At 70.0% G+C, this 16,894-nt stretch carries 21 protein-coding genes and 1 pseudogene; 10 read left to right on the top strand and 12 right to left on the bottom strand.

The genetic code is table 11. The features are described 5' to 3' along the window. Position 1 precedes the first annotated feature (1 nt). Positions 2–1,134, bottom strand: a protein-coding gene (locus FHX80_RS15905) for an IS3 family transposase (RefSeq protein ID WP_145764777.1) whose coding sequence is annotated in 2 segments (ribosomal slippage) — positions 2–915 and positions 915–1,134 — 1,134 coding nt in all. Because the reading frame shifts where the segments join, the coding sequence is not laid out codon by codon here. Between the two features lie 402 nt (positions 1,135–1,536). Here FHX80_RS15905 and FHX80_RS15900 point away from each other — a divergent pair. Continuing rightward, the gene (locus tag FHX80_RS15900) at positions 1,537–1,950 is read left to right on the top strand and encodes a DUF5958 family protein (protein ID WP_145764776.1); all 414 of its coding nucleotides are present in this window, start codon (positions 1,537–1,539) and stop codon (positions 1,948–1,950) included. Between the two features lie 18 nt (positions 1,951–1,968). Here FHX80_RS15900 and FHX80_RS15895 read toward each other — a convergent pair whose 3' ends face one another. Continuing rightward, a complete protein-coding gene (locus FHX80_RS15895; RefSeq protein WP_145764775.1) occupies positions 1,969–2,562 on the bottom strand; it encodes a DUF4240 domain-containing protein in 594 nt (197 codons plus the stop codon). 57 nt (positions 2,563–2,619) lie between these two features. On the opposite strand from FHX80_RS15895, the gene FHX80_RS15890 reads away from it, so the two are divergent. From FHX80_RS15890 to FHX80_RS15870, 5 genes and pseudogenes are all read left to right on the top strand, one after another. Beyond that, on the top strand, positions 2,620–2,886 hold the full coding sequence (locus FHX80_RS15890) for a hypothetical protein (RefSeq protein ID WP_127832453.1): 267 nt from the start codon (positions 2,620–2,622) through the stop codon (positions 2,884–2,886). 82 nt (positions 2,887–2,968) lie between these two features. Then, positions 2,969–3,763: a TnsA-like heteromeric transposase endonuclease subunit gene (locus FHX80_RS35735; RefSeq protein WP_244318587.1), complete on the top strand. Its 795-nt coding sequence runs from the start codon at positions 2,969–2,971 to the stop codon at positions 3,761–3,763. A 242-nt stretch (positions 3,764–4,005) separates the two neighbouring features. After that, positions 4,006–4,266 carry a hypothetical protein gene (locus tag FHX80_RS15880; RefSeq protein WP_145764774.1) on the top strand — a complete coding sequence of 87 codons (261 nt, stop codon included), beginning with the start codon at positions 4,006–4,008 and terminating at the stop codon, positions 4,264–4,266. Between the two features lie 176 nt (positions 4,267–4,442). Beyond that, positions 4,443–4,734, top strand: a pseudogene (locus FHX80_RS35730) (N-acyl homoserine lactonase family protein); the annotation flags it as partial. Between the two features lie 155 nt (positions 4,735–4,889). Then, positions 4,890–5,969 (top strand): MerR family transcriptional regulator, encoded by a 1,080-nt coding sequence (locus FHX80_RS15870; RefSeq protein WP_145764773.1) that lies wholly within the window; start codon positions 4,890–4,892, stop codon positions 5,967–5,969. A 407-nt stretch (positions 5,970–6,376) separates the two neighbouring features. Here FHX80_RS15870 and FHX80_RS15860 read toward each other — a convergent pair whose 3' ends face one another. Then, positions 6,377–7,204, bottom strand: a complete 828-nt coding sequence (locus tag FHX80_RS15860) for an alpha/beta fold hydrolase (protein WP_145767324.1) — start codon at positions 7,202–7,204, stop codon at positions 6,377–6,379. Positions 7,205–7,279: 75 nt separating this feature from the next. On the opposite strand from FHX80_RS15860, the gene FHX80_RS15855 reads away from it, so the two are divergent. Further along, complete coding sequence (locus FHX80_RS15855; RefSeq protein WP_145764772.1) at positions 7,280–7,960, top strand: sigma-70 family RNA polymerase sigma factor; 681 nt, start codon at positions 7,280–7,282, stop codon at positions 7,958–7,960. A 15-nt stretch (positions 7,961–7,975) separates the two neighbouring features. On the opposite strand, the gene FHX80_RS15850 is transcribed toward FHX80_RS15855, so the two are convergent. Next, positions 7,976–8,167, bottom strand: coding sequence for a hypothetical protein (locus FHX80_RS15850; protein ID WP_145764771.1), 192 nt, complete (start codon positions 8,165–8,167; stop codon positions 7,976–7,978). Positions 8,168–8,304: 137 nt separating this feature from the next. Here FHX80_RS15850 and FHX80_RS15845 point away from each other — a divergent pair, with 137 nt between their 5' ends. Next, positions 8,305–8,763, top strand: coding sequence for a DUF2199 domain-containing protein (locus FHX80_RS15845; RefSeq protein ID WP_244318585.1), 459 nt, complete (start codon positions 8,305–8,307; stop codon positions 8,761–8,763). Between the two features lie 39 nt (positions 8,764–8,802). On the opposite strand, the gene FHX80_RS15840 is transcribed toward FHX80_RS15845, so the two are convergent. Then, on the bottom strand, positions 8,803–9,486 hold the full coding sequence (locus FHX80_RS15840) for a TetR/AcrR family transcriptional regulator (RefSeq protein WP_145764769.1): 684 nt from the start codon (positions 9,484–9,486) through the stop codon (positions 8,803–8,805). Positions 9,487–9,625: 139 nt separating this feature from the next. Continuing rightward, positions 9,626–9,940, bottom strand: coding sequence for a TetR/AcrR family transcriptional regulator C-terminal domain-containing protein (locus tag FHX80_RS15835; protein ID WP_326592652.1), 315 nt, complete (start codon positions 9,938–9,940; stop codon positions 9,626–9,628). On the opposite strand from FHX80_RS15835, the gene FHX80_RS15830 reads away from it, so the two are divergent. After that, positions 9,897–10,685 carry an ATP-binding cassette domain-containing protein gene (locus FHX80_RS15830; RefSeq protein ID WP_145764767.1) on the top strand — a complete coding sequence of 263 codons (789 nt, stop codon included), beginning with the start codon at positions 9,897–9,899 and terminating at the stop codon, positions 10,683–10,685. The genes FHX80_RS15835 and FHX80_RS15830 overlap by 44 nt on opposite strands. Before the next feature lie 57 nt (positions 10,686–10,742). On the opposite strand, the gene FHX80_RS15825 is transcribed toward FHX80_RS15830, so the two are convergent. From FHX80_RS15825 to FHX80_RS15815, 3 genes are all read right to left on the bottom strand, one after another. Continuing rightward, a complete protein-coding gene (locus tag FHX80_RS15825; RefSeq protein ID WP_145764766.1) occupies positions 10,743–11,996 on the bottom strand; it encodes a GNAT family N-acetyltransferase in 1,254 nt (417 codons plus the stop codon). 229 nt (positions 11,997–12,225) lie between these two features. Continuing rightward, entirely contained in the window at positions 12,226–13,209 is a 984-nt protein-coding gene (locus FHX80_RS15820) for an asparaginase (protein ID WP_145764765.1), read from the bottom strand. 46 nt (positions 13,210–13,255) lie between these two features. After that, positions 13,256–13,879: an RsiG family protein gene (locus FHX80_RS15815; protein WP_208764668.1), complete on the bottom strand. Its 624-nt coding sequence runs from the start codon at positions 13,877–13,879 to the stop codon at positions 13,256–13,258. A gap of 114 nt (positions 13,880–13,993) precedes the next feature. Between FHX80_RS15815 and dtd the strand changes: the two genes are divergently transcribed. Next, positions 13,994–14,443 carry a D-aminoacyl-tRNA deacylase gene (gene dtd / locus FHX80_RS15810; protein WP_145764764.1) on the top strand — a complete coding sequence of 150 codons (450 nt, stop codon included), beginning with the start codon at positions 13,994–13,996 and terminating at the stop codon, positions 14,441–14,443. A 111-nt stretch (positions 14,444–14,554) separates the two neighbouring features. Here dtd and ygfZ read toward each other — a convergent pair whose 3' ends face one another. The 3 genes from ygfZ to FHX80_RS15795 all read right to left on the bottom strand — a co-directional run bounded on the left by ygfZ (position 14,555) and on the right by FHX80_RS15795 (position 16,732). After that, the gene (gene ygfZ, locus FHX80_RS15805; protein ID WP_145764763.1) at positions 14,555–15,523 is read right to left on the bottom strand and encodes a CAF17-like 4Fe-4S cluster assembly/insertion protein YgfZ; all 969 of its coding nucleotides are present in this window, start codon (positions 15,521–15,523) and stop codon (positions 14,555–14,557) included. Between the two features lie 21 nt (positions 15,524–15,544). Continuing rightward, entirely contained in the window at positions 15,545–16,042 is a 498-nt protein-coding gene (locus FHX80_RS15800) for a Fur family transcriptional regulator (RefSeq protein WP_145764762.1), read from the bottom strand. Between the two features lie 117 nt (positions 16,043–16,159). Further along, a complete protein-coding gene (locus tag FHX80_RS15795) occupies positions 16,160–16,732 on the bottom strand; it encodes a heme-binding beta-barrel domain-containing protein (protein ID WP_145764761.1) in 573 nt (190 codons plus the stop codon). Positions 16,733–16,894: the final 162 nt, after the last annotated feature.

Here is a 16,894-nt window from a genome sequence, read left to right as displayed (position 1 = left end):
GTCATGCGGCGGTGGTCAGCGTAACTGATCGTTGTTCGAAGGCGTTCGGGCTGATCTGGCCGATGCTGGAGTGCCTCCTTCTGGTGTTGTAGCGGGTGGCCCATCGGAAGACCGCGAGGCGGGCCGATCGGGCATCTGACCAGCGATTCTTTCCCTGAAGCGTCTCGCGTTTCATGGTCGCGTTGAACGACTCGGCGGCGGCGTTGTCCGCGCTCGTGCCCACCGCACCGCGCGATCTAACTACGCCGAGGTCGGTGCAGACCTGGGCGAACTCCTTCGAGGCGTATTGCGCCCCGTTGTCGCTGTGGAAGATCGCTCCGCGCAGGCCGTCGGCGCCCCGGACCGCCGCCGCAGCCTTGAGCGCGTCGGTGACCAGCCCGGTGCGCATGTGGTCGGCGATCGACCAGCCCGCCAGGCGCTTCGAGCACAGGTCCAACACCGTTGCCAGGTAAAGGAATTGGCCGCTCCCGACGGGGAGATACGTTACGTCACCCACGTACTTCGTGTTCGGCGTCTTCGCGGTGAAGTCGCGCCGTAGCAGGTCGGGAACCGGTGTCGCCGACGGCTCGGGGATGGTGGTGCGGACCTTCTTGCGCAGGTGGAAGCCGACGATGCCTCGCGCACGCATGACCCGTGCGACGCGTTTGTGATTGACGCGTACTCCGGCGTCGCGAAGCTCGGCGGTGACCCGCGGGGCGCCGTAAGTCCCGTCGGACTCGGCGTGGATGGCGGTGATCCGCTCGGCGAGGTCGGCATCCGCCCTGACCCGCCCGGCCCGCGCGTCCGCGCCGGCGATCCAACGGTAGAACCCGGACCGCGAGACGGCCAGGATCCGGCACAGCCGCTTGACGCCGAAGGCGCCACGATGATCGTCAACGAACTGGAAGCGACTGCTCACCAGCTGGTCTCCGCCGCAAAATACTTCGCGGCCCTCCGCAGGATCTCCCGCTCGAGCTCGAGTTCCTTCACTCGCGCCCGCAACTGCCGGTTCTCCTTCTCCATCGCGCTGGCCTCGCCGGCGCCGGGCCGGGCGGCCTGCTCGGCATCCCGCACCCAGGTGCGGAGCGTCTCGTGGTTGACGCCCAGGTCCTTGGCCACCGACGCGTACGTCCCACCCGGGCTGGCGTGGTACAGCGCGACGGCATCAGCCCGGAACTCAGGCGACTACTTCGACGTCCCCAACGGGAACTCCTGTTCTTCGGATCCTCACGATCCAATGATCAGGGTGTCCACGATCAAGGGCTAACCCCCGAGTTTCCCGAGTACCCGATGTGGACGGGGAAGGAAGAGTCACCCGTGTGCTGGTTTTCCGCGCCGGGGAAGCTCTTGCGGCTCGACGGACTGAGTGACCACAGCTGGCTGCACGTTCGGGGAAGTACCTTCGCCGACCTGGAGTCGCTCTGCGCCGCCCTCCCCGGCCACTGGGTACGTGGGTACTCAGAGCCGTTGGAAGCCGACGAACTGCCTTTCTAGGCATCCGAGGTCTGCTTGGATGACCGGGAAAGTCTGTGAATCGAGCGCAACGGGGGCGTGAGGATGGCTGATCCGTACATCATTCTCAACGAACTCGCCCAAGAGCTTCGACCGATGCCACAGGGAATCGAGTGGTTCGAGGGCCTCTCGACTGAGGAGCAGTCCAACACCCTGCGCCTCCTGTCACATTTCTGCATTCGGGCCCGCGCTACCGCCGAGGACGGCCCGGAAAGTATCCGACGCGCCGGGCTCCGCGCCACGCACACACCGGCAGTTCTGATCACACGAGGGCGGATCGACCAGCAACTCGGGAAGATCGCCAGTCTCACCCCGCACGACGAGCGACTCAAGTCATTCCGGCTACTGATCGCGGTGCTGGCCGTCGCCGACGAACGCCGACGAGAGCGCTTCTGCTCCGACGGTTGCGGCCACGCGTGGCATCGCCTGTCTGTCGACACCCCCGAAGCCTCGGCCTGATCCCTCGCGCTTTCGCGGCTACCGGGCCAGTGGCCGGAGGGGAAACATCGCGCTCAGCCTCGGCAGTTTGCGCATCGCCTCGTCTTCGCATCGCACGTCCCACTGCTCGCCGCGCGGCCCTGGATTGCCGCCTACAGCGCCCTGCTCGGCTTCGACGGCTTCATAGAATGCGTCGCCGCAGTCGTCATCCGCGCGGGTCTGTAGTCCATACGCCTCCATGGCGACGTAGTCGAGAGACTCCCACTCCGGCCAGTCGTCGTTCCAGAGCTCCCGAGGGCGACCCACCAGGCACTGAACCTCTGGAGTGTCGGCCAGAGAGTCGGGATCGATCACTGCCCGCACGAAGGCTTCCCGACCGATCCCCACCATCCACAGGCCGAAGTAGCAGAATCCGTCGTCCGAACACCAGCCGCCGAAGATCCGCTCCGCAGCAGCCCAGAGATCCCAGGTGAAGGCTTCACGCGTCACTTCGTCCAGGCGAACCTGGAACTGCACGATCTCTGTCAGCGGCCTCCGCGACAATTCGTCACGCAACCACGCCAGCCGTTCGTCCCGGCCCCGCGTCTGCCGTCGGCACTCTTCGATGAGCTTCCAGAAGGAATCGATGTCCACGGCGGCACTGTGCCAGGCACCTCTGACACCGCAGGGTCGGCGAACTATGTTCGAGCAGTGGAGAACACGGAGATCATCATCAAGCTCACCTCTGATGAAGCGCTGGTCCTGTCGGACTGGCTGGAGCGAGTGCAGATGACGGACCTCAGCCGTCTCGTCGACGACGAGGCAGTCTGGGCGCCCATTCATAGGCTGGCCGGAACGCTCGACAAGTCCCTGCCTGGGATCTTCGCAGCGGACTATGGCGAACGCCTGGACGCGGCGCGTCGCAGGCTTCGACCCGCCTCAGACGATCTCGCCAGTGATCACGAAGACTCTGACTGAGCTGGCTCGCAGCATCACTCACATGAGGGGTTTCAGCCCAAAACTTCTGGTGGATTCCCATTGATTCTGGACAGTGAAGTCCATGGGGTTGGGTGGGACGAGTGATACGGCACCGCTGGACGTGGGCGGATTCGAAGTCGGTTGGCGGGATGCCAAAGGTGAACACCGCCGACCGCTGAGTGAGGCGGAGGAGGTCGAGTTCGAGACGGGACTGCCAGTACGTGGCTTCCCTTCATACCGCGGCCAGCGGAACTTCCCGGGCCTGTACTGGTCGGCCACAACAGGCGGGCATGTGGGGTTCGAGTCGTGGCTGGAGCGGGATCACGCGATGCTGCTGGACTTCACACCCGAGGTGACTGGTCTGCTGTCGCAGCCGCTGTGGCTGTTCTGGCAGAACGACAAGGGCCGGGTCGAGGCCCTGCTTGCCGAGCAGCACGGGGCCGGGGTGGTGCCGATGCCGTCGAAGACGACGTTCTACCGGCTTGTCGAGGCAGTGAGCGCGGGCACGCACGCCTTCGGTTCGGCTGCTTCCCGCCGCTCCCAAGCTCGTCGGCCCGAGGGAATGTTCACGCCGTCCGCGGCCTGCCGACCGGGCGAGCTGGTGCAGATCGACACGACTCCACTGGATGTGCTCGTGATCCTGGAGGACGGGGTGAGCGGTCGTCCGGAACTGACTATCGCCGTTGACGTGGCGACCCGGACAATCTGCGCGGCGGTGCTGCGGCCAGCGGGCACCAAGGCGGTCGAGGCGCGGGATCACCAGGCCAGTCCTCGCCCATCGCCCCGCAGATCTCCAGCTCTGCCGACGGCACGGCATCTGGGTAGACGGCAACCGCCACTACCGTGTCGGTCACCTACCGGAGCTCGGTACCGCTGAGCACCGACACCGACGGATCGCCCGGCGCTTCCCCGACACCCTGGAAGCAGCGACGAAGGAAGCGCAGCACTTGGTCCGCTCATGGCTCCTGAACAAGAAGCAAACCTCATCTGCTCTCACGCTGGAACGACCGCCTCGCCCAGCTTCCTCCAAAGGAAGCCATCTACGGGAACATCATCAGGCGACGCGTCGACGAGCGGGAGTACATCGCCACCTATCCAGAGTTCGTCACGCTGCTGGGCATGCTGGCCGATCCTGCTTGGCGGGCACTACGGGAACCTGGCCGATGGACGAGCCTCAGCCAGCACCGGCGCACCATCGACTCCGTCTACACAGAGGCCGAGCACCGGCTGAACGTCCCCACTCTCCGCGAGAAGCTCCGTCCCCACGCCTTCTCCAACGCCCCCCTCTTTCGCTGGACCGACTCCCTGGGACGATCACTGATGCTGGTGACGACGCCGGACGACTACGACGCCCTACGGGATGAGTCCCACCAGAACTGAAAGACACCAGGCCACGGCCGTACCGTCCGACAGAACAAATGGGACCGTCTCAGCTCGCGCTAAAGCAGGCGCAGCAACGTCCAGATCCACTGGGCCGCCCGGCTTCCAACCCGTCCCAGCAGAACTGACAAGGCCCAGGTCAGATACACCTCCTCGATCCAGATCTTTTGGGAACGGACATCTGGCCCGGAATCTGGATCATCCCGACGCCCGGGCACACCCAAGGGCATCAGTCGCTGGTCCTCCGGCAACGCGACGGCACAGTAGTCCTTGCCGGTCAGGCACACGCCTTCGCTTCCCACTTCGCGTCCGAGCAACTGGCCCGCCGCGCGGCACTTCACGGCGTGGAGCAGCCGCTTCCTCCGTATCGGCACTGGCTGGATCGACTCGCCGACTTCGACCCACGACGTGTGCTCTTCGCCCACGACTGCTCGGTTCTGGGAACCGCCGGAGGCCGAAGGCCGCTGAAACCGGACACTCGTCATGCCGGATGTCCGTTCCCGGTAGACGTAGCGAGTCCCGGTGGGACAGGGCCAAGCAGAAGCCTTGGTTGACCTTCACCTTGGGGGAGCCCACAGCATCGGTGGGGCCGGGCGATGTGCTCGGCATGAGGAGGAGCGAGCATGGAATTGCTGACCATCGGAACGTTCGCGAAAGCGTCCCGGCTGTCGCCGAAGGCTCTGCGTCTTTACGACGAACTCGGCCTGCTGACCCCCGCTCGCGTCGACCCGGTGACCGGCTACCGCCTCTACGCACCGGAGCAACTGGACCAGGCCCGACTGGTCGCCTGGCTCCGACGCCTGGGGATGCCCCTGGCCCGTATCCAGCACATCTGCACGCTGGAGGCGGATTCGGCGGCCCAGGAGATCCGCGCGTTCTGGGCCCAGGTCGAAGCCGATACCGCCGCACGGCGGGACCTGGCCACCTTCCTCATCGACCACCTCTCCTGGAAGGACCCAGCCATGTCCCCGATCGCCAAGCCCCTGGGCATCCGTTACGCCGCTCTTTCCGACACCGGCCTCGTCCGCGAGAGCAACCAGGACACCGTCTACGCAGGGTCCCGTCTGCTCGCCGTCGCCGACGGCTTCGGCAGTCAAGGAGCCCCCGCCAGCGCAGCCGCCGTCGACGCGCTCAAGCACCTCGAAACCAACAGCATCCCGGCAGGCAATCTCCTCGATGTCCTCGACGACGCCATCGAACAGGCCAAACAGGCGGTGCACGGCGTCTCCGGGGCCGGCTCTTGCTCCGAAGAGGCCGGGACCACGCTCACCGCGATGCTCTGGACCGGCTCGCAACTGGCCCTCGTTCACATCGGCGACTCCCGCGTCCACCTCCTGCGCGACGGAGAACTGTTCCAGATCACGCACGACCACACCATGGTGCAGTCGATGGTCGACGAAGGACGCCTCAGCCCGGAAGAAGCCGCCTCCCACCCCCAGCGGTCACTGCTGATACGAGCCCTGGGCCAAGGAGCCGACGCCACCCCCGACATGCGTCTTCACGACGCCCAGCAGGGAGACCGTTACCTGCTCTGCTCCGACGGTCTGTCCACCGTCGTGCCGACCGAAGAAATCCGCCGGGTGCTCTCCGAGATCAGCGATCCGGAGCAGGCCGTCAGCGAACTCATCGCCCTCGCCAACGGCTCCGGCGGCCCCGACAACGTCAGCTGCGTGGTCGCCGACGTCACGGAGCTCCAGCAGTAGGAGCGAGCGGCATGCACTTCGAGTTGCACCAGATCCGCTCTCATGAACTCATTCGCGAGGCGGACGAACACCGACTCGCTCAGCAAGTCAGGAGAGCCGAATCGGCTCCCCGATCCATTCGGGCCAGCACATGGCGACCGACTCCACGGCGCCTGCTGGCTTGGCTCCGCGGGTGAACCATCACGCTGCCTACAGTTGAGCGGGACACTGACCGTCGACCTGTCCCGTGAAGCCGTGGCGAGCTGTTGGTGCTGGTGCTCTCGCGCTCGGCAGTCAGGATGGCTGGACTTGGTCGAAGAGTGCGAGGGCTTCGGCGGGGTCCGGGCTCACGAGGCGTTTGAGACATCCTTCGCAACCGGCCTGGACTGGGTCCTCGACGCCGTGGCCATCAAACTCACCCGGCCGGATCACCCCAGGAACGCCGCGACAGCCGCGGTGAAGCGGTCGGCGTCGTCGAGCCACGGGTAGTGCCCCGCCCCCGACTGCACGACGAGCGCGGCTTCGGGGAACAGCGCGGCGAATCCGGCCACCGCCCGAGGCGGGCTGTTCAGGTCGAACTCCCCGGCGAGCAGCAGGACAGGGGCCCCGAAGCCGGCGATCGCCGCACGGGTGGTGTCCGGGCCGAAGGCGCCCTCCGCCCCGAAGCCGGCGGCGGCCTCCGGGTTCTCCGGCCGGCTCGCCGTGCAGTGCTCCCGTGCCGTGTCGTCCCACCGGCCGTAGAAGAACGGGGCCACGGCCGCCCAGTCGCCGTCCGTTCCCCGGGTGATCGCCTCCAGCGCGGTGGACGCGGCCGGGTACCACGGCTCGCCCTTGCGGAGCGCAGCGAGCTCGCGGCGCTCCTCCCCGGTGATCTCGATGCCGACGGCCCGGGTGCTGGGGGTGATCAGGGCGAGTCTGCCGACGCGCTGCGGGAACCGGGCCGCGTACAGCGTCGCGATGTTCGTACCGGCCGAGTGGGCGAGCAGATCCGTCCGGGGAAGGCCGAGGTGTTCGCGCAGGGCCTCGACGTCGTCGACGAGGCGGTCGCAACGGTAGGACGAGGCATCCTCGGGGACCGCGGACCCTCCGGTGCCGCGCAGGTCCGGGACGATCAGGCGGCGGTGACCGGACAGGCCGCCGAGTTCGCCCAGGTAGCGGGAGTCCGCAGGGCCTCCCGGGATGCAGACGAGCGGATCGCCGTCCCCGTACACGCGGTAGGCGAGCCGGGTTCCGTCGGACGCGCAGAAGGTGGTCATACGAGCGATCCTGACAGCCATAACCAGGTTGTACAACCTGGTTATGGAGAGGTGGTCAGGGTATATAACTTGGTTGTGGCAGGTGGAGAGAAGGACACGCGGCACAGCCCCGGGGCGCTGACCGAGGAACAGGCCGAGCGGATGCTCGCCGGGATGAACGACGTCATCCGCGCGGGCGAGGAGATGCGCGGGCTCCGCGCCGAGATGATCCAGATGTTCATCGGCTTCGGCTGGACCCAGGACCGTATCGCCCGGCTCACCGACATGAGCCAGCCCGCCGTGTCCAAACAGGTGAACAAGCACCGCTCCGCCGATCCGGCACCCCCGATGGACCTCTCCCTCGACCAGCACGACGTTCCGTGGCTCGAGGGGCGCCTGTGGGGGCTGGCCGAGGACATCTCCGAGACGTACGCCGACACGGCCCGCTGCACCCGCTGCGTCAGCGCCCTCGCCCGGGGCAGGAAGCACTTCACCCCGGAGAACGTCGACGAACTGCGGCGGCTCGTGGAGGACGACCTGCGGCGGTACGACAGGGAAGTGTCCGATGCCCACCCGGACGCGAAGGCGTTGTCCCGTGCCCATCGGGACGCGTACGACGAGATCAGCCGCGGTCTCGACGTACCGTCCAGGCAGTCGGCCGGTCAGGCGGCCGATCCGGCCAGCGCCCCGGCCGCCGCCGCCCCGCTCGGCTCGCCCTCCGCACGCCGCACCCTCGCCCACCGGATCCAGCGCGACCGGCTCAGGGACGGCTCCTGAGCCCTCGGGCGGGTTTCAGCCGCTGCGGGCGCGGGCGGCGAGGGCCGGGCCGAGGTATCGCATCCGGCCGCCGAACCCGGTGACGCGGTGAGCCGCGAACCGCTCCCCCTGACCCCCGGCTTCGAGGACCCCGCCGCGGAGTGAACACGCGGCCCGTGAGCCGCCACCACCGGCCCGCGGGTCACCGCCGACGGCCCTTGATGTCATCGCCGACGGCCTTCGCGGCCACCCCTGACGACCCATGCCGCACCTGCGCGCGGCGGGGAGGCTCTAGGATCCCGCCCATGGCACCCGACCCCGGCTACACCTGCTCCCGCTGCGGCGGACACCACACGGAACTCCCGATGGGGTACTCGACCATGGCACCCGATGTCTGGGACGCGAGCCTGGAGAGCGACCCCGACAGCATGCTCTCGACGGACCAGTGCATCGTCAGACACGAGCACTACTTCATCAAGGGCCTGATCGAGATACCCGTGGCGGGCAGCAAGGAACCGTTCTCCTGGGGCGTCTGGGTGTCGTTGAGCCGGGAGAACTTCGGCCGCGCCCTCGATGTGTGGGAGACCCCGGGCCGGGAGTCCGAGAAGCCGTACTTCGGCTGGCTGACCACCGAGTTGGGGCTCTACTCCCCCCGTACGACCAACCTCAAGACCAACGCGCACACCCGCCCGATCGGCCGGCGCCCGCTCATCGAACTGGAGCCCACCGACCATCCGCTGGCCGTGGAGCAGCGGAACGGGATCACGCTCGACCGGGTGCGGGAGATAGCCGAAGCGGTGCAGCACGCCGAGGACGGCCGCTAGGAACCTCTCGGCCGCGCCCGCAGCCCGCCGCTCCTGCCCCTACTCCCGCCCCGGCCGCAGTCCCGACCCCAGTTGCGCGAAGCCCCGCTCCGCCGCCTCGACGGCGTCCCCGTGGATCCGGTCCGCGCTCTGCCCCTCGCTGATCCGCCGCCAGTTGTCCATGGCCAGGATGCGCAGGACCGCGACGATCTGGCCCGCGGCCAGCCGGTCGGGCAACCCGTCGCCCAGGGCGCGGGCGAGAGCGGCCTCGGAGCGGCCCTGGTACGCGTAGAGCCTGGCCACCAGGGACGGCGTCCCGTACAGCAGCCGGTGGAACGCCAGCACCTCGGGCGCATCGCAGAGGCCGGTGATCGGATCGTGCCGCTCCAGGCCGTCCAGGAAGTGGCGGCGCAGCGCGTCCAGCGGGGACTCGCCGTCCGCGCGGGCCGCGACCACCCGGGCGGACTCGTCCTCGTGATCGGCGAACCGGTGCAGGACCAGGTCCTCCTTGGACGGGAAGTACCGGAACAGCGTCGGCTTGGAGATGTCCGCGGCGGCCGCGACCTCGGCCACCGAGACCTTGTCGAAGCCGCGCTCCAGGAACATCGTGATCGCGGCGTCGGAGACGGCCTGGTACGTCAGCCGCTTCTTCCGCTCACGCAGGCTCGTCGGAGCGTTCGGCCCACGGGACGCGTCCTCGTCCGCCGCCGCGCCGGGCCCGGGCTTCTCTCCGCTCATGACCATGAAGCGTACGCCTTTGACGTCAACCGGACTTGACGCCCGCCGCCCGTCCGCCCGCCCGCCCACCGCCCGGCCGTCACCTGAACGCTGCCCGTCCGCCGCACACCGGGGCGCCTTCCGGTGCGCCGCCGGGGCGTCTCCCCTACCCCCGCTCCCGGACCAGCGCGTCGATCCCGTCCAGCACCCGTTCGAGGCCGAAGCGGAACTCGTGGTCGGGCTCCTCCGGGCCCCACAGCGCGCCGGACGCCATCAGCCGGGAGAGCGCGGGGTGGCGCTCGGGGTCGACCAGCCGGCTCAGCGTGCGGGCATAACCCTCCATCACCTCCTGCGCCGGTACGCCGCGCGCCTCGACGGCGGCGTCCAGATCACCCATCAGCAGCGCCGCGTTCCGCACGAAACCACCGACCAGAAGGATGACGGAGACCGCGTCGCCCGGCCCCAGACCGCTGCCTTCCACCGCCGTACGCATCCTGGCCACGCTCACCACCGCCGACAGCGGTACGGCCCGCATCGCCGGGTACGACGTCGTGGCCGACCGGAGCCGGGTGCGCCGCGCGATCAGCCTCACCGGGCAGTACGCCGCCGTCGACGAGACGCAGACCGGCGAGGAGAACCTGCGCATGATGGCCCCGCTGACCGGCCGCTCCCGGGCTGACGCGCGCCGACGGGCCGCCGAACTCCTCGAACGCTTCGGCCTCACCGAAGCGGCCCGCCGCACCGTCCGCACGTACTCCGGCGGGATGCGGCGCAGACTCGACCCGGCGGCCGGACTGGTCGGCAGCCCGCAGCCGGAGGTCTTCTTCCTGGACGAGCCGACGACCGGTCTCGACCCGCGCAGCCGGCAGGAGCTCTGGCAGGTGCTCCGCGACCTCGCCGCCAAGGGCGCCACGGTACTGCTCACCACCCAGTACCTGGAGGAGGCCGACCGGCCGGCCGACCGCATCGCCGTCCTCGACCGGGGCCGGAAGGTCGCCGAGGGCACCGCGGACGCGCTGAAGTCACGCGTCGGGGGACACCGCCTGGACCTCGTCATGCCCGCCTGGCCTCACGGCTTCGCCGGCCACCAGCCGATCACCCCGGCCATCGAGTCCCTGCGCGGCCTCCTGCTCCCAGGTCAGCGCGATCCAGGGCGAGTTGCCCACCGACTGCTGCTGGTGGCGATGGCGCTGTCGGGCGCGCTGTTCAGGGTGCGGACGCGGTGACGGCGGAGCCGGGCGGGGTAACGGCGGAGCCGGGCACGTCGCTCGGCAGCATCCGGCTCAGAACACGTCCGGGCACCAAGCCCGCCGCCCCGCCCGGAACACCCCGTCCGCCAGCGCCGCCGCGCCCGGGGTCAGTTCCTCGATGCGGTCCAGGGCCGCCAGCCGCAGGGCCGACTCGTCGCCCAGGTAGAGCGTCCCCAACTCCCTTACGTCCAGCGCGATATCCGCGTTGCGCGTCGTCGGGGTGCAGGTGGCGCCGGCCGGGGAGGCGTCCAGGTGGAAGCGGCCGGCGGTGAGGCCGGTGGCGTCGTGGATGTCCAGGACCAGGGAGCCGGGGACCGCGTAGGTGCGGGCCTCCAGTGCGCGTACGACGTCCAGGACGCGCACCCACAGGAAGTCCGCGTGCGTCACCACGCGGGCCGCGCGCGGGTCCGGGAGGAGCAGCGGGAGGAGATCGTCGGGGGCGCGGTTGCCGGTGCGGATCGTGGTGACCCAGTCGACCGAGCAGAGGAAGTGCCACAGCGCCCGCTCCGCCGCCGGGGTCGTCGCGATCATGCTGCGTACCGTCGCCCGGTTCAGCGGCTGCTTGGCATCGCCCCAGTGGTCGTCGGCGCGGTAGACGAGGAGACCGTCCACGGTGCCCTCGGCGTCACGGTGGACGGCATGGAAGGGCTCGGTCCAGTTGTCGTTCGGGAAGAGCGCGTTGCCGGTCGTCAGGTCCCACCAGCGGTCGCCGCGGCTCACCACCCCGTGCTGCCGGGCCCGCAGCCGGTCGTGGAGGGCCGGCCCCAGCTTGCGCACCTCCGGCGTGTCCACCAGGTCGATCCGGCCGCCGTCCCGCGCGGACGCGCCGGACAGCCGGGGGTCGAGGCCCGCCCGGGGTATGTCGATCTCCCACTCGGTGGTCCAGGCCGCGGGGCCGAAGCCGTAGCGCCCGTAGATCGGGTACTCGGCGGCGATCAGGGTCGCGGCCACATCGCCGCGCTCCTTGGCCGCCGCCAGGTCCGCGGCCATCAGCCGGGTGAGCAGCCCGCGGCGGCGGTGGGTGGGCGACACGGTGACGTTGGTGATCGCGTCGGCCGGCACCGTCGCCCCGCCGACGACCGTCAGCTCCTGCGCGAACGAACGGAACGTCGCCACGCACCGCCCGGCGTCGAACACCCCCTGGACGCGGGCCAGATCCATATGAGGCAGCCGCCCCGCCACCTCCTCGTCCGACGGGGTCGGCGCACGCAGGAAACCGGTGTTCACGGCGCGCCGCCAGTCGGCGAACTCGGACTCGGTGACGGGACGGGCCTCAAGGCTGTTCATGCGCCCCACGCTAGACACGGCGGTTCGGGATGTCGCCCGCTTTTCCCGGTGTCCGGGACGCGGTCCCGGACCGGGTGCGGGAGCGCGGCCGGGGACCGGGTGCGGGACGCGGTCCCGGACGCGGGACGCGGTCAGGGACGCGGGACGCGGTCAGGGACGCGGGACGCGGTCAGGGACGCGGGACGCGGTCAGGGACCGGACGCGGTCCCCACCCGGCCGGTGCGCCGGGTCAGAACGCCGCCCGGATCTCCCCGACCTCCACGCTGCCGCCCAGCAGCGGCGCCCGGCCGATCCGCGACACCACCGGGGAGTCCACACCGAGCAGGCCCAGCACCCGCGCCAGCACCGGGCCGAGCGCCCGGGTCGAGCCGTCGTCGATCTTGAAGGCCAGCGCCCTGCCGTCCGCGAGCGCCACCGCCTGGACCGCCTCCGCACCCATCTTGGACAGCGTGCCGGGCACCTCGCGCATCAGCCAGGTGTCGGGGCGGCGGGTGCCCGCCACGTACTCGGGGTGGGCGCGCATCGCGTCCGCCACCCGGCGCTCCGCCGTGCCCGGCGCCGCCGTGACGAACGTGCGGAACGCCCGCGCGAGACCCACCAGGGAGAGCGCCATCAGCGGCGCCCCGCAGCCGTCCGTGCCGACCGCGGCGACCGGTTCGCCCGCCGCCTCCTCGACCACCTGATGGACGAGCCGCTGGAGCGGGTGCGCCGGGTCGAGGTAGGTGGCGGGGTCCCAGCCGTTGCGCACGCACACCGCGAGCATCGCCGCGTGCTTGCCCGAGCAGTTCATGGTGATCCGCTCCCGGACGTGGCCCGCGGCGAGATACGTCTCCGCCTCGGCCGGGTCCAGCGGCAGATCGGGCGGGGTCTGGAGGTCGTCGGTCGACAGTCCGTGCTCGGCGAGCATCTTGCGTACGAGATCGAGGTGGAAACCCTCACCCGAGTGGCTCGCGGCGGCCAGGGCCAGCCGCTCCCCGGACAGGTCGAGCCCGGCCCGCAGCACGGCCGCGGCCTGCATCGGCTTGTTCGACGACCGGGGGAAGACCGGCGCCGCCGGATCACCCAGGGTCAGCTCGACGCTGCCGTCGGCGGCCAGGACGACCAGCGAGCCGCGATGGTGGCCCTCGACGAAACCGGACCGTACGACCTCGGCCAGCACGGGTGGGGCGGGGACCGGGTCGGATATGGCGGACGGGGCTGCGCTGGAGGTCATGGTGGCCTTCCGGGGACGGGCGGGACCCGCCCCCGGAGGGATTGCCTCAGGCGAGCAGGTCGTCTACTTGTGCTTCCCCGTCACGGTACCTGCGGGCGATCTCCCCACCACAGTCGTCCGCGGTGCGCTGAAGCCGGTGACGGCGCCGGGAGACCTGCTGTTCGTAGCGGACCAGGCGCCCCATCGCGGTGTGCAGCTCTTCGTCCGTACGGGCGTCGAGGTCGGAGAGTTCGACCTCGGCGAGCGTCTCGGCCGCCAGCTGCCGGTACTCGTCGCTGCGCGGTGTGCTCAGCGTGACGTGCCGGGCGGAGGAGCGGTGCAGCGACGGGGCGTCGGCGAGGATCTCCGAGAGCCGGTCCACCACCGGCGACTCGGGGTCCCGCCGCCGGGCCTGCTCGGCCCGCAGGATGTCGATGCGCCCCTGGACCAGCCGCCGCACATAGCTGAGGTCGGCCTCGTCGCGCTGCGCGTCGCGGCGCAGTGTGCGCAGCTCCGGCAGCCGCAGGGCGCGCAGATCGGGTGGGGGCGCGGCAGGGCCGTCGTCGGAGTCGTGTCCGGTCCGCTGCACGGGTGGCCGCAAGGTGCTCGGACCGGTACCCGCACTGCTGTTGACACCGGCACGCGTGACCGGCACGGTACCCGGGGACTGCCCGGTTCCATGGGTGCTCATGCTTGTCCATCCCCTCGACCGGTGCGTCGGCGCACCGCCTCCGAGCATCGTGCCACTCCGAGGGTGCCGGTGGAGGTGTTCTGTACCCGTTCAGCCCAAGATAGGTTGGTCTGTATGCGTGCAGTGGTACAGAGAGTGGACGGCGCGAGCGTCACGGTGTCCGACGCGGACGGCGAGGGCAGCGGCCCCGCGGTGGTCGGTGAGATCGTCGGCGAGGGCCTGTGTGTGCTGGTGGGAGTCACCCACGGGGACACCTCGGAGAAGGCGGCGCAACTCGCCCGCAAGCTCTGGTCGGTCCGCATCCTGGAGGGCGAGAAGTCCTGCTCCGACGTGAATGCGCCGCTCTTGGTGATTTCGCAGTTCACTCTCTACGGGGACGCTCGGAAGGGCCGCCGGCCCACCTGGAACGCGGCCGCCCCCGGCGAGATCGCCGAGCCGCTGGTCGACGAGGTGGTCGCGCGGCTGCGGGCGCTGGGGGCGCAGGTGGAGACGGGCCGGTTCGGGGCGGACATGCGGGTCTCGCTCACGAACCACGGCCCGTTCACCGTCATCGTCGAGGTCTGATCCGGCGGGCAGGACTCCGCTCCGGCGGCCGGTGCACGGGCGGCCGGTGTACGGGCGGTCGGTGTACGGGCGGGCAGTGCACGGGCCGGCAGCGCACTGCCGCGCGCCCCGCTACGGCTCGACGACCGTCTCCTGGGCCGCGGCCGTGTTCTCCCCCGCCAGCAGCTCCGCGTCCACCGCCACGTTCCGCTTCACCAGGGCCAGGGCGATCGGCCCCAGCTCGTGGTGGCGAGCGGAGCTGGTGATGAAGCCCAGCTGACGGCCCTCGGCCCCGTCCGCGGCGAGCCGGATCGGGGTGCCGTGCCCGGGGAGCAGCACCTCGCTGCCGTCCAGGTGCAGGAAGACCAGGCGGCGCGGGGGCTTGCCCAGGTTCTGCACCCGGGCCACGGTCTCCTGGCCCCGGTAGCAGCCCTTCTGGAGGTGGACGGCGGTGCCGATCAAGCCCAGCTCGTGCGGGATGGTGCGGTGGTCGGTCTCGAAACCGACGCGCGGACGGTGCCCCTCGATGCGCAGCGCCTCGTAGGCCAGGACCCCGGCGACCGGGCCGTTCTCCGCCGCGTACTCCTCCAGACCGGCGCGCGGCAGGAACAGGTCACGGCCGTACGACGTCTCCCGTACGGTGACTCCGTCCGGCACCGTGGCGATGGAACCGGCCGGCAGGTACACGACCGCGAAGTCCTCGGTGCGGTCGGCGACTTCGACCCGGTAGAAGAACTTCATCGACTCCAGGTAGGCGATCAACTCGCCCTGTGTGTCCGGCTCGACGTGCATCCACACGGTCTCGCCGTCGTCGACGAGGTACAGGGCGTGTTCGATGTGCCCGTTCGCGGTGAGGATCAGGGACTCGGTCGCCTGCCCCGGTGCGAGGTCGGTGACGTGCTGGGTGATCAGGAGGTGCAGCCACGCCAGCCGGTCGCTCCCGGTAACGGTGACGACGCCGCGGTGCGACAGGTCGACGAGGCCGGAGCCGTCGGCAAGGGCACGTTGCTCGCGGAACAGGTCGCCGTAGTGCGCGGCGACGCCTTCGTCGCGGCCCTCGGCGGGGACGGCGCCGGGCAGGGACAGCAGGGGGCTCTTCATGCGACCAGCGTACGACTCCGGCTACTGCCCGGGTCCGGGAGTCCGTTCCGGAGCCATCCGGGCGTCGGGCCCCGGGGCCGGCTCCGGGGACCGGCCGGCCGCCTTCGCGGCGCAGTCGGCGCAGCGGCCGAAGATCGCGAAGTGCTTCATGTCCGTCTCGAACCCGAACGTGCCGCGCAGCTTCTCGGTGAACTCGGAGACGATGTCGACATCGGCCTCGATGACGTTCGTGCAGTCCCGGCAGACCAGATGGATGTGGTGATGGCGGTCGGCCAGGTGGTACGTCGGGGCTCCGTGGCCCAGATGGGCGTGGCTGACCAGATCGAGCTCCTCCAGGAGCTCCAGGGTCCGGTAGACGGTCGAGATGTTCACCCCGGACGCGGTCCGGCGCACCTCGGACAGGATGTCGTCGGGCGTCGCGTGTTCCAGCGTGTCGACGGCTTCCAGGACAAGCTGCCGCTGCGGCGTCAGCCGGTAGCCGCGCTGCCGAAGATCGGTCTTCCAGTCGGTGCTCACCACAGCCCCCAGTGTAGGTCCGGGTGGCGGCCCGCCCCCAGCGGAATACGGAAAGCGGAACGCGGAAAGCAGAAAGCGGAACCGGAGCCCCGAGTGGGGTTCGGGGCGACCGCTCGCGCCCTACTTGAAGAACGCGATCCCGTCGTCCGGCAGGTCACCGAGGCTCTTCGCCATCGCCGCGACCTCTTCGGGGGTGACGACCTTCTTCAGGTGCGCCGACATGTACGGCCGCAGCTCCACCTCGGGCGTGGACTTCTCGCCGACCCACATCAGGTCGCTCTTCACATAGCCGTAGAGCCGCTTGCCACCGTTGTACGGGCCGGAGGCCGCGGTCCGGGCCACCGCGTCGGTGACCAGGTCGATCTGCGGCTTCTGGTGGGCCAGCTCGCCGTACCAGATCTCGATGACGCCCTGGTCGCGGACCATCACGACCTCGACCTTGCGGTCCTTGTCGATCCGCCAGTAACCGGACTCGGACTCCAGCGGCCGGACCTTCTCGCCGTCGGCGTCGAGCACCCAGGTGTGCGAGACGTACTCCAGGAAGTCCCGGCCGTCGTGGCTGAAGGAGACCTCCTGGCCGAAGTTGCACTTCTCGGCGCCGGGGAAGTCGGACACACCCGCGCCCGCCCAGTTGCCCAGGAGGAAGGCCAGCGGGACGAGGTCCGGGTGGAGGTCGGACGGAATCTCGATCATGAGCGGCTCAGACGATCTGTGAGGCGGGGGGACGGGGAAGCGCGGACACCGGGGAACCGGCACCGCGCGGAGGCACGCAGGAGAGGTGTCAGCGCTGACCCTGGTACAGCTTCTTCACGGTCAGGCCGGCGAAGGCGAGGGTGCCGATACAGACCAGGACCA

The sequence above is a fragment of the Streptomyces brevispora genome, from assembly GCF_007829885.1.
Taxonomy (GTDB): domain Bacteria; phylum Actinomycetota; class Actinomycetes; order Streptomycetales; family Streptomycetaceae; genus Streptomyces; species Streptomyces brevispora.
The sequence above is the reverse complement of the archived record's forward strand: the minus strand, read 5'-3'. Positions and strand labels throughout refer to the sequence as shown.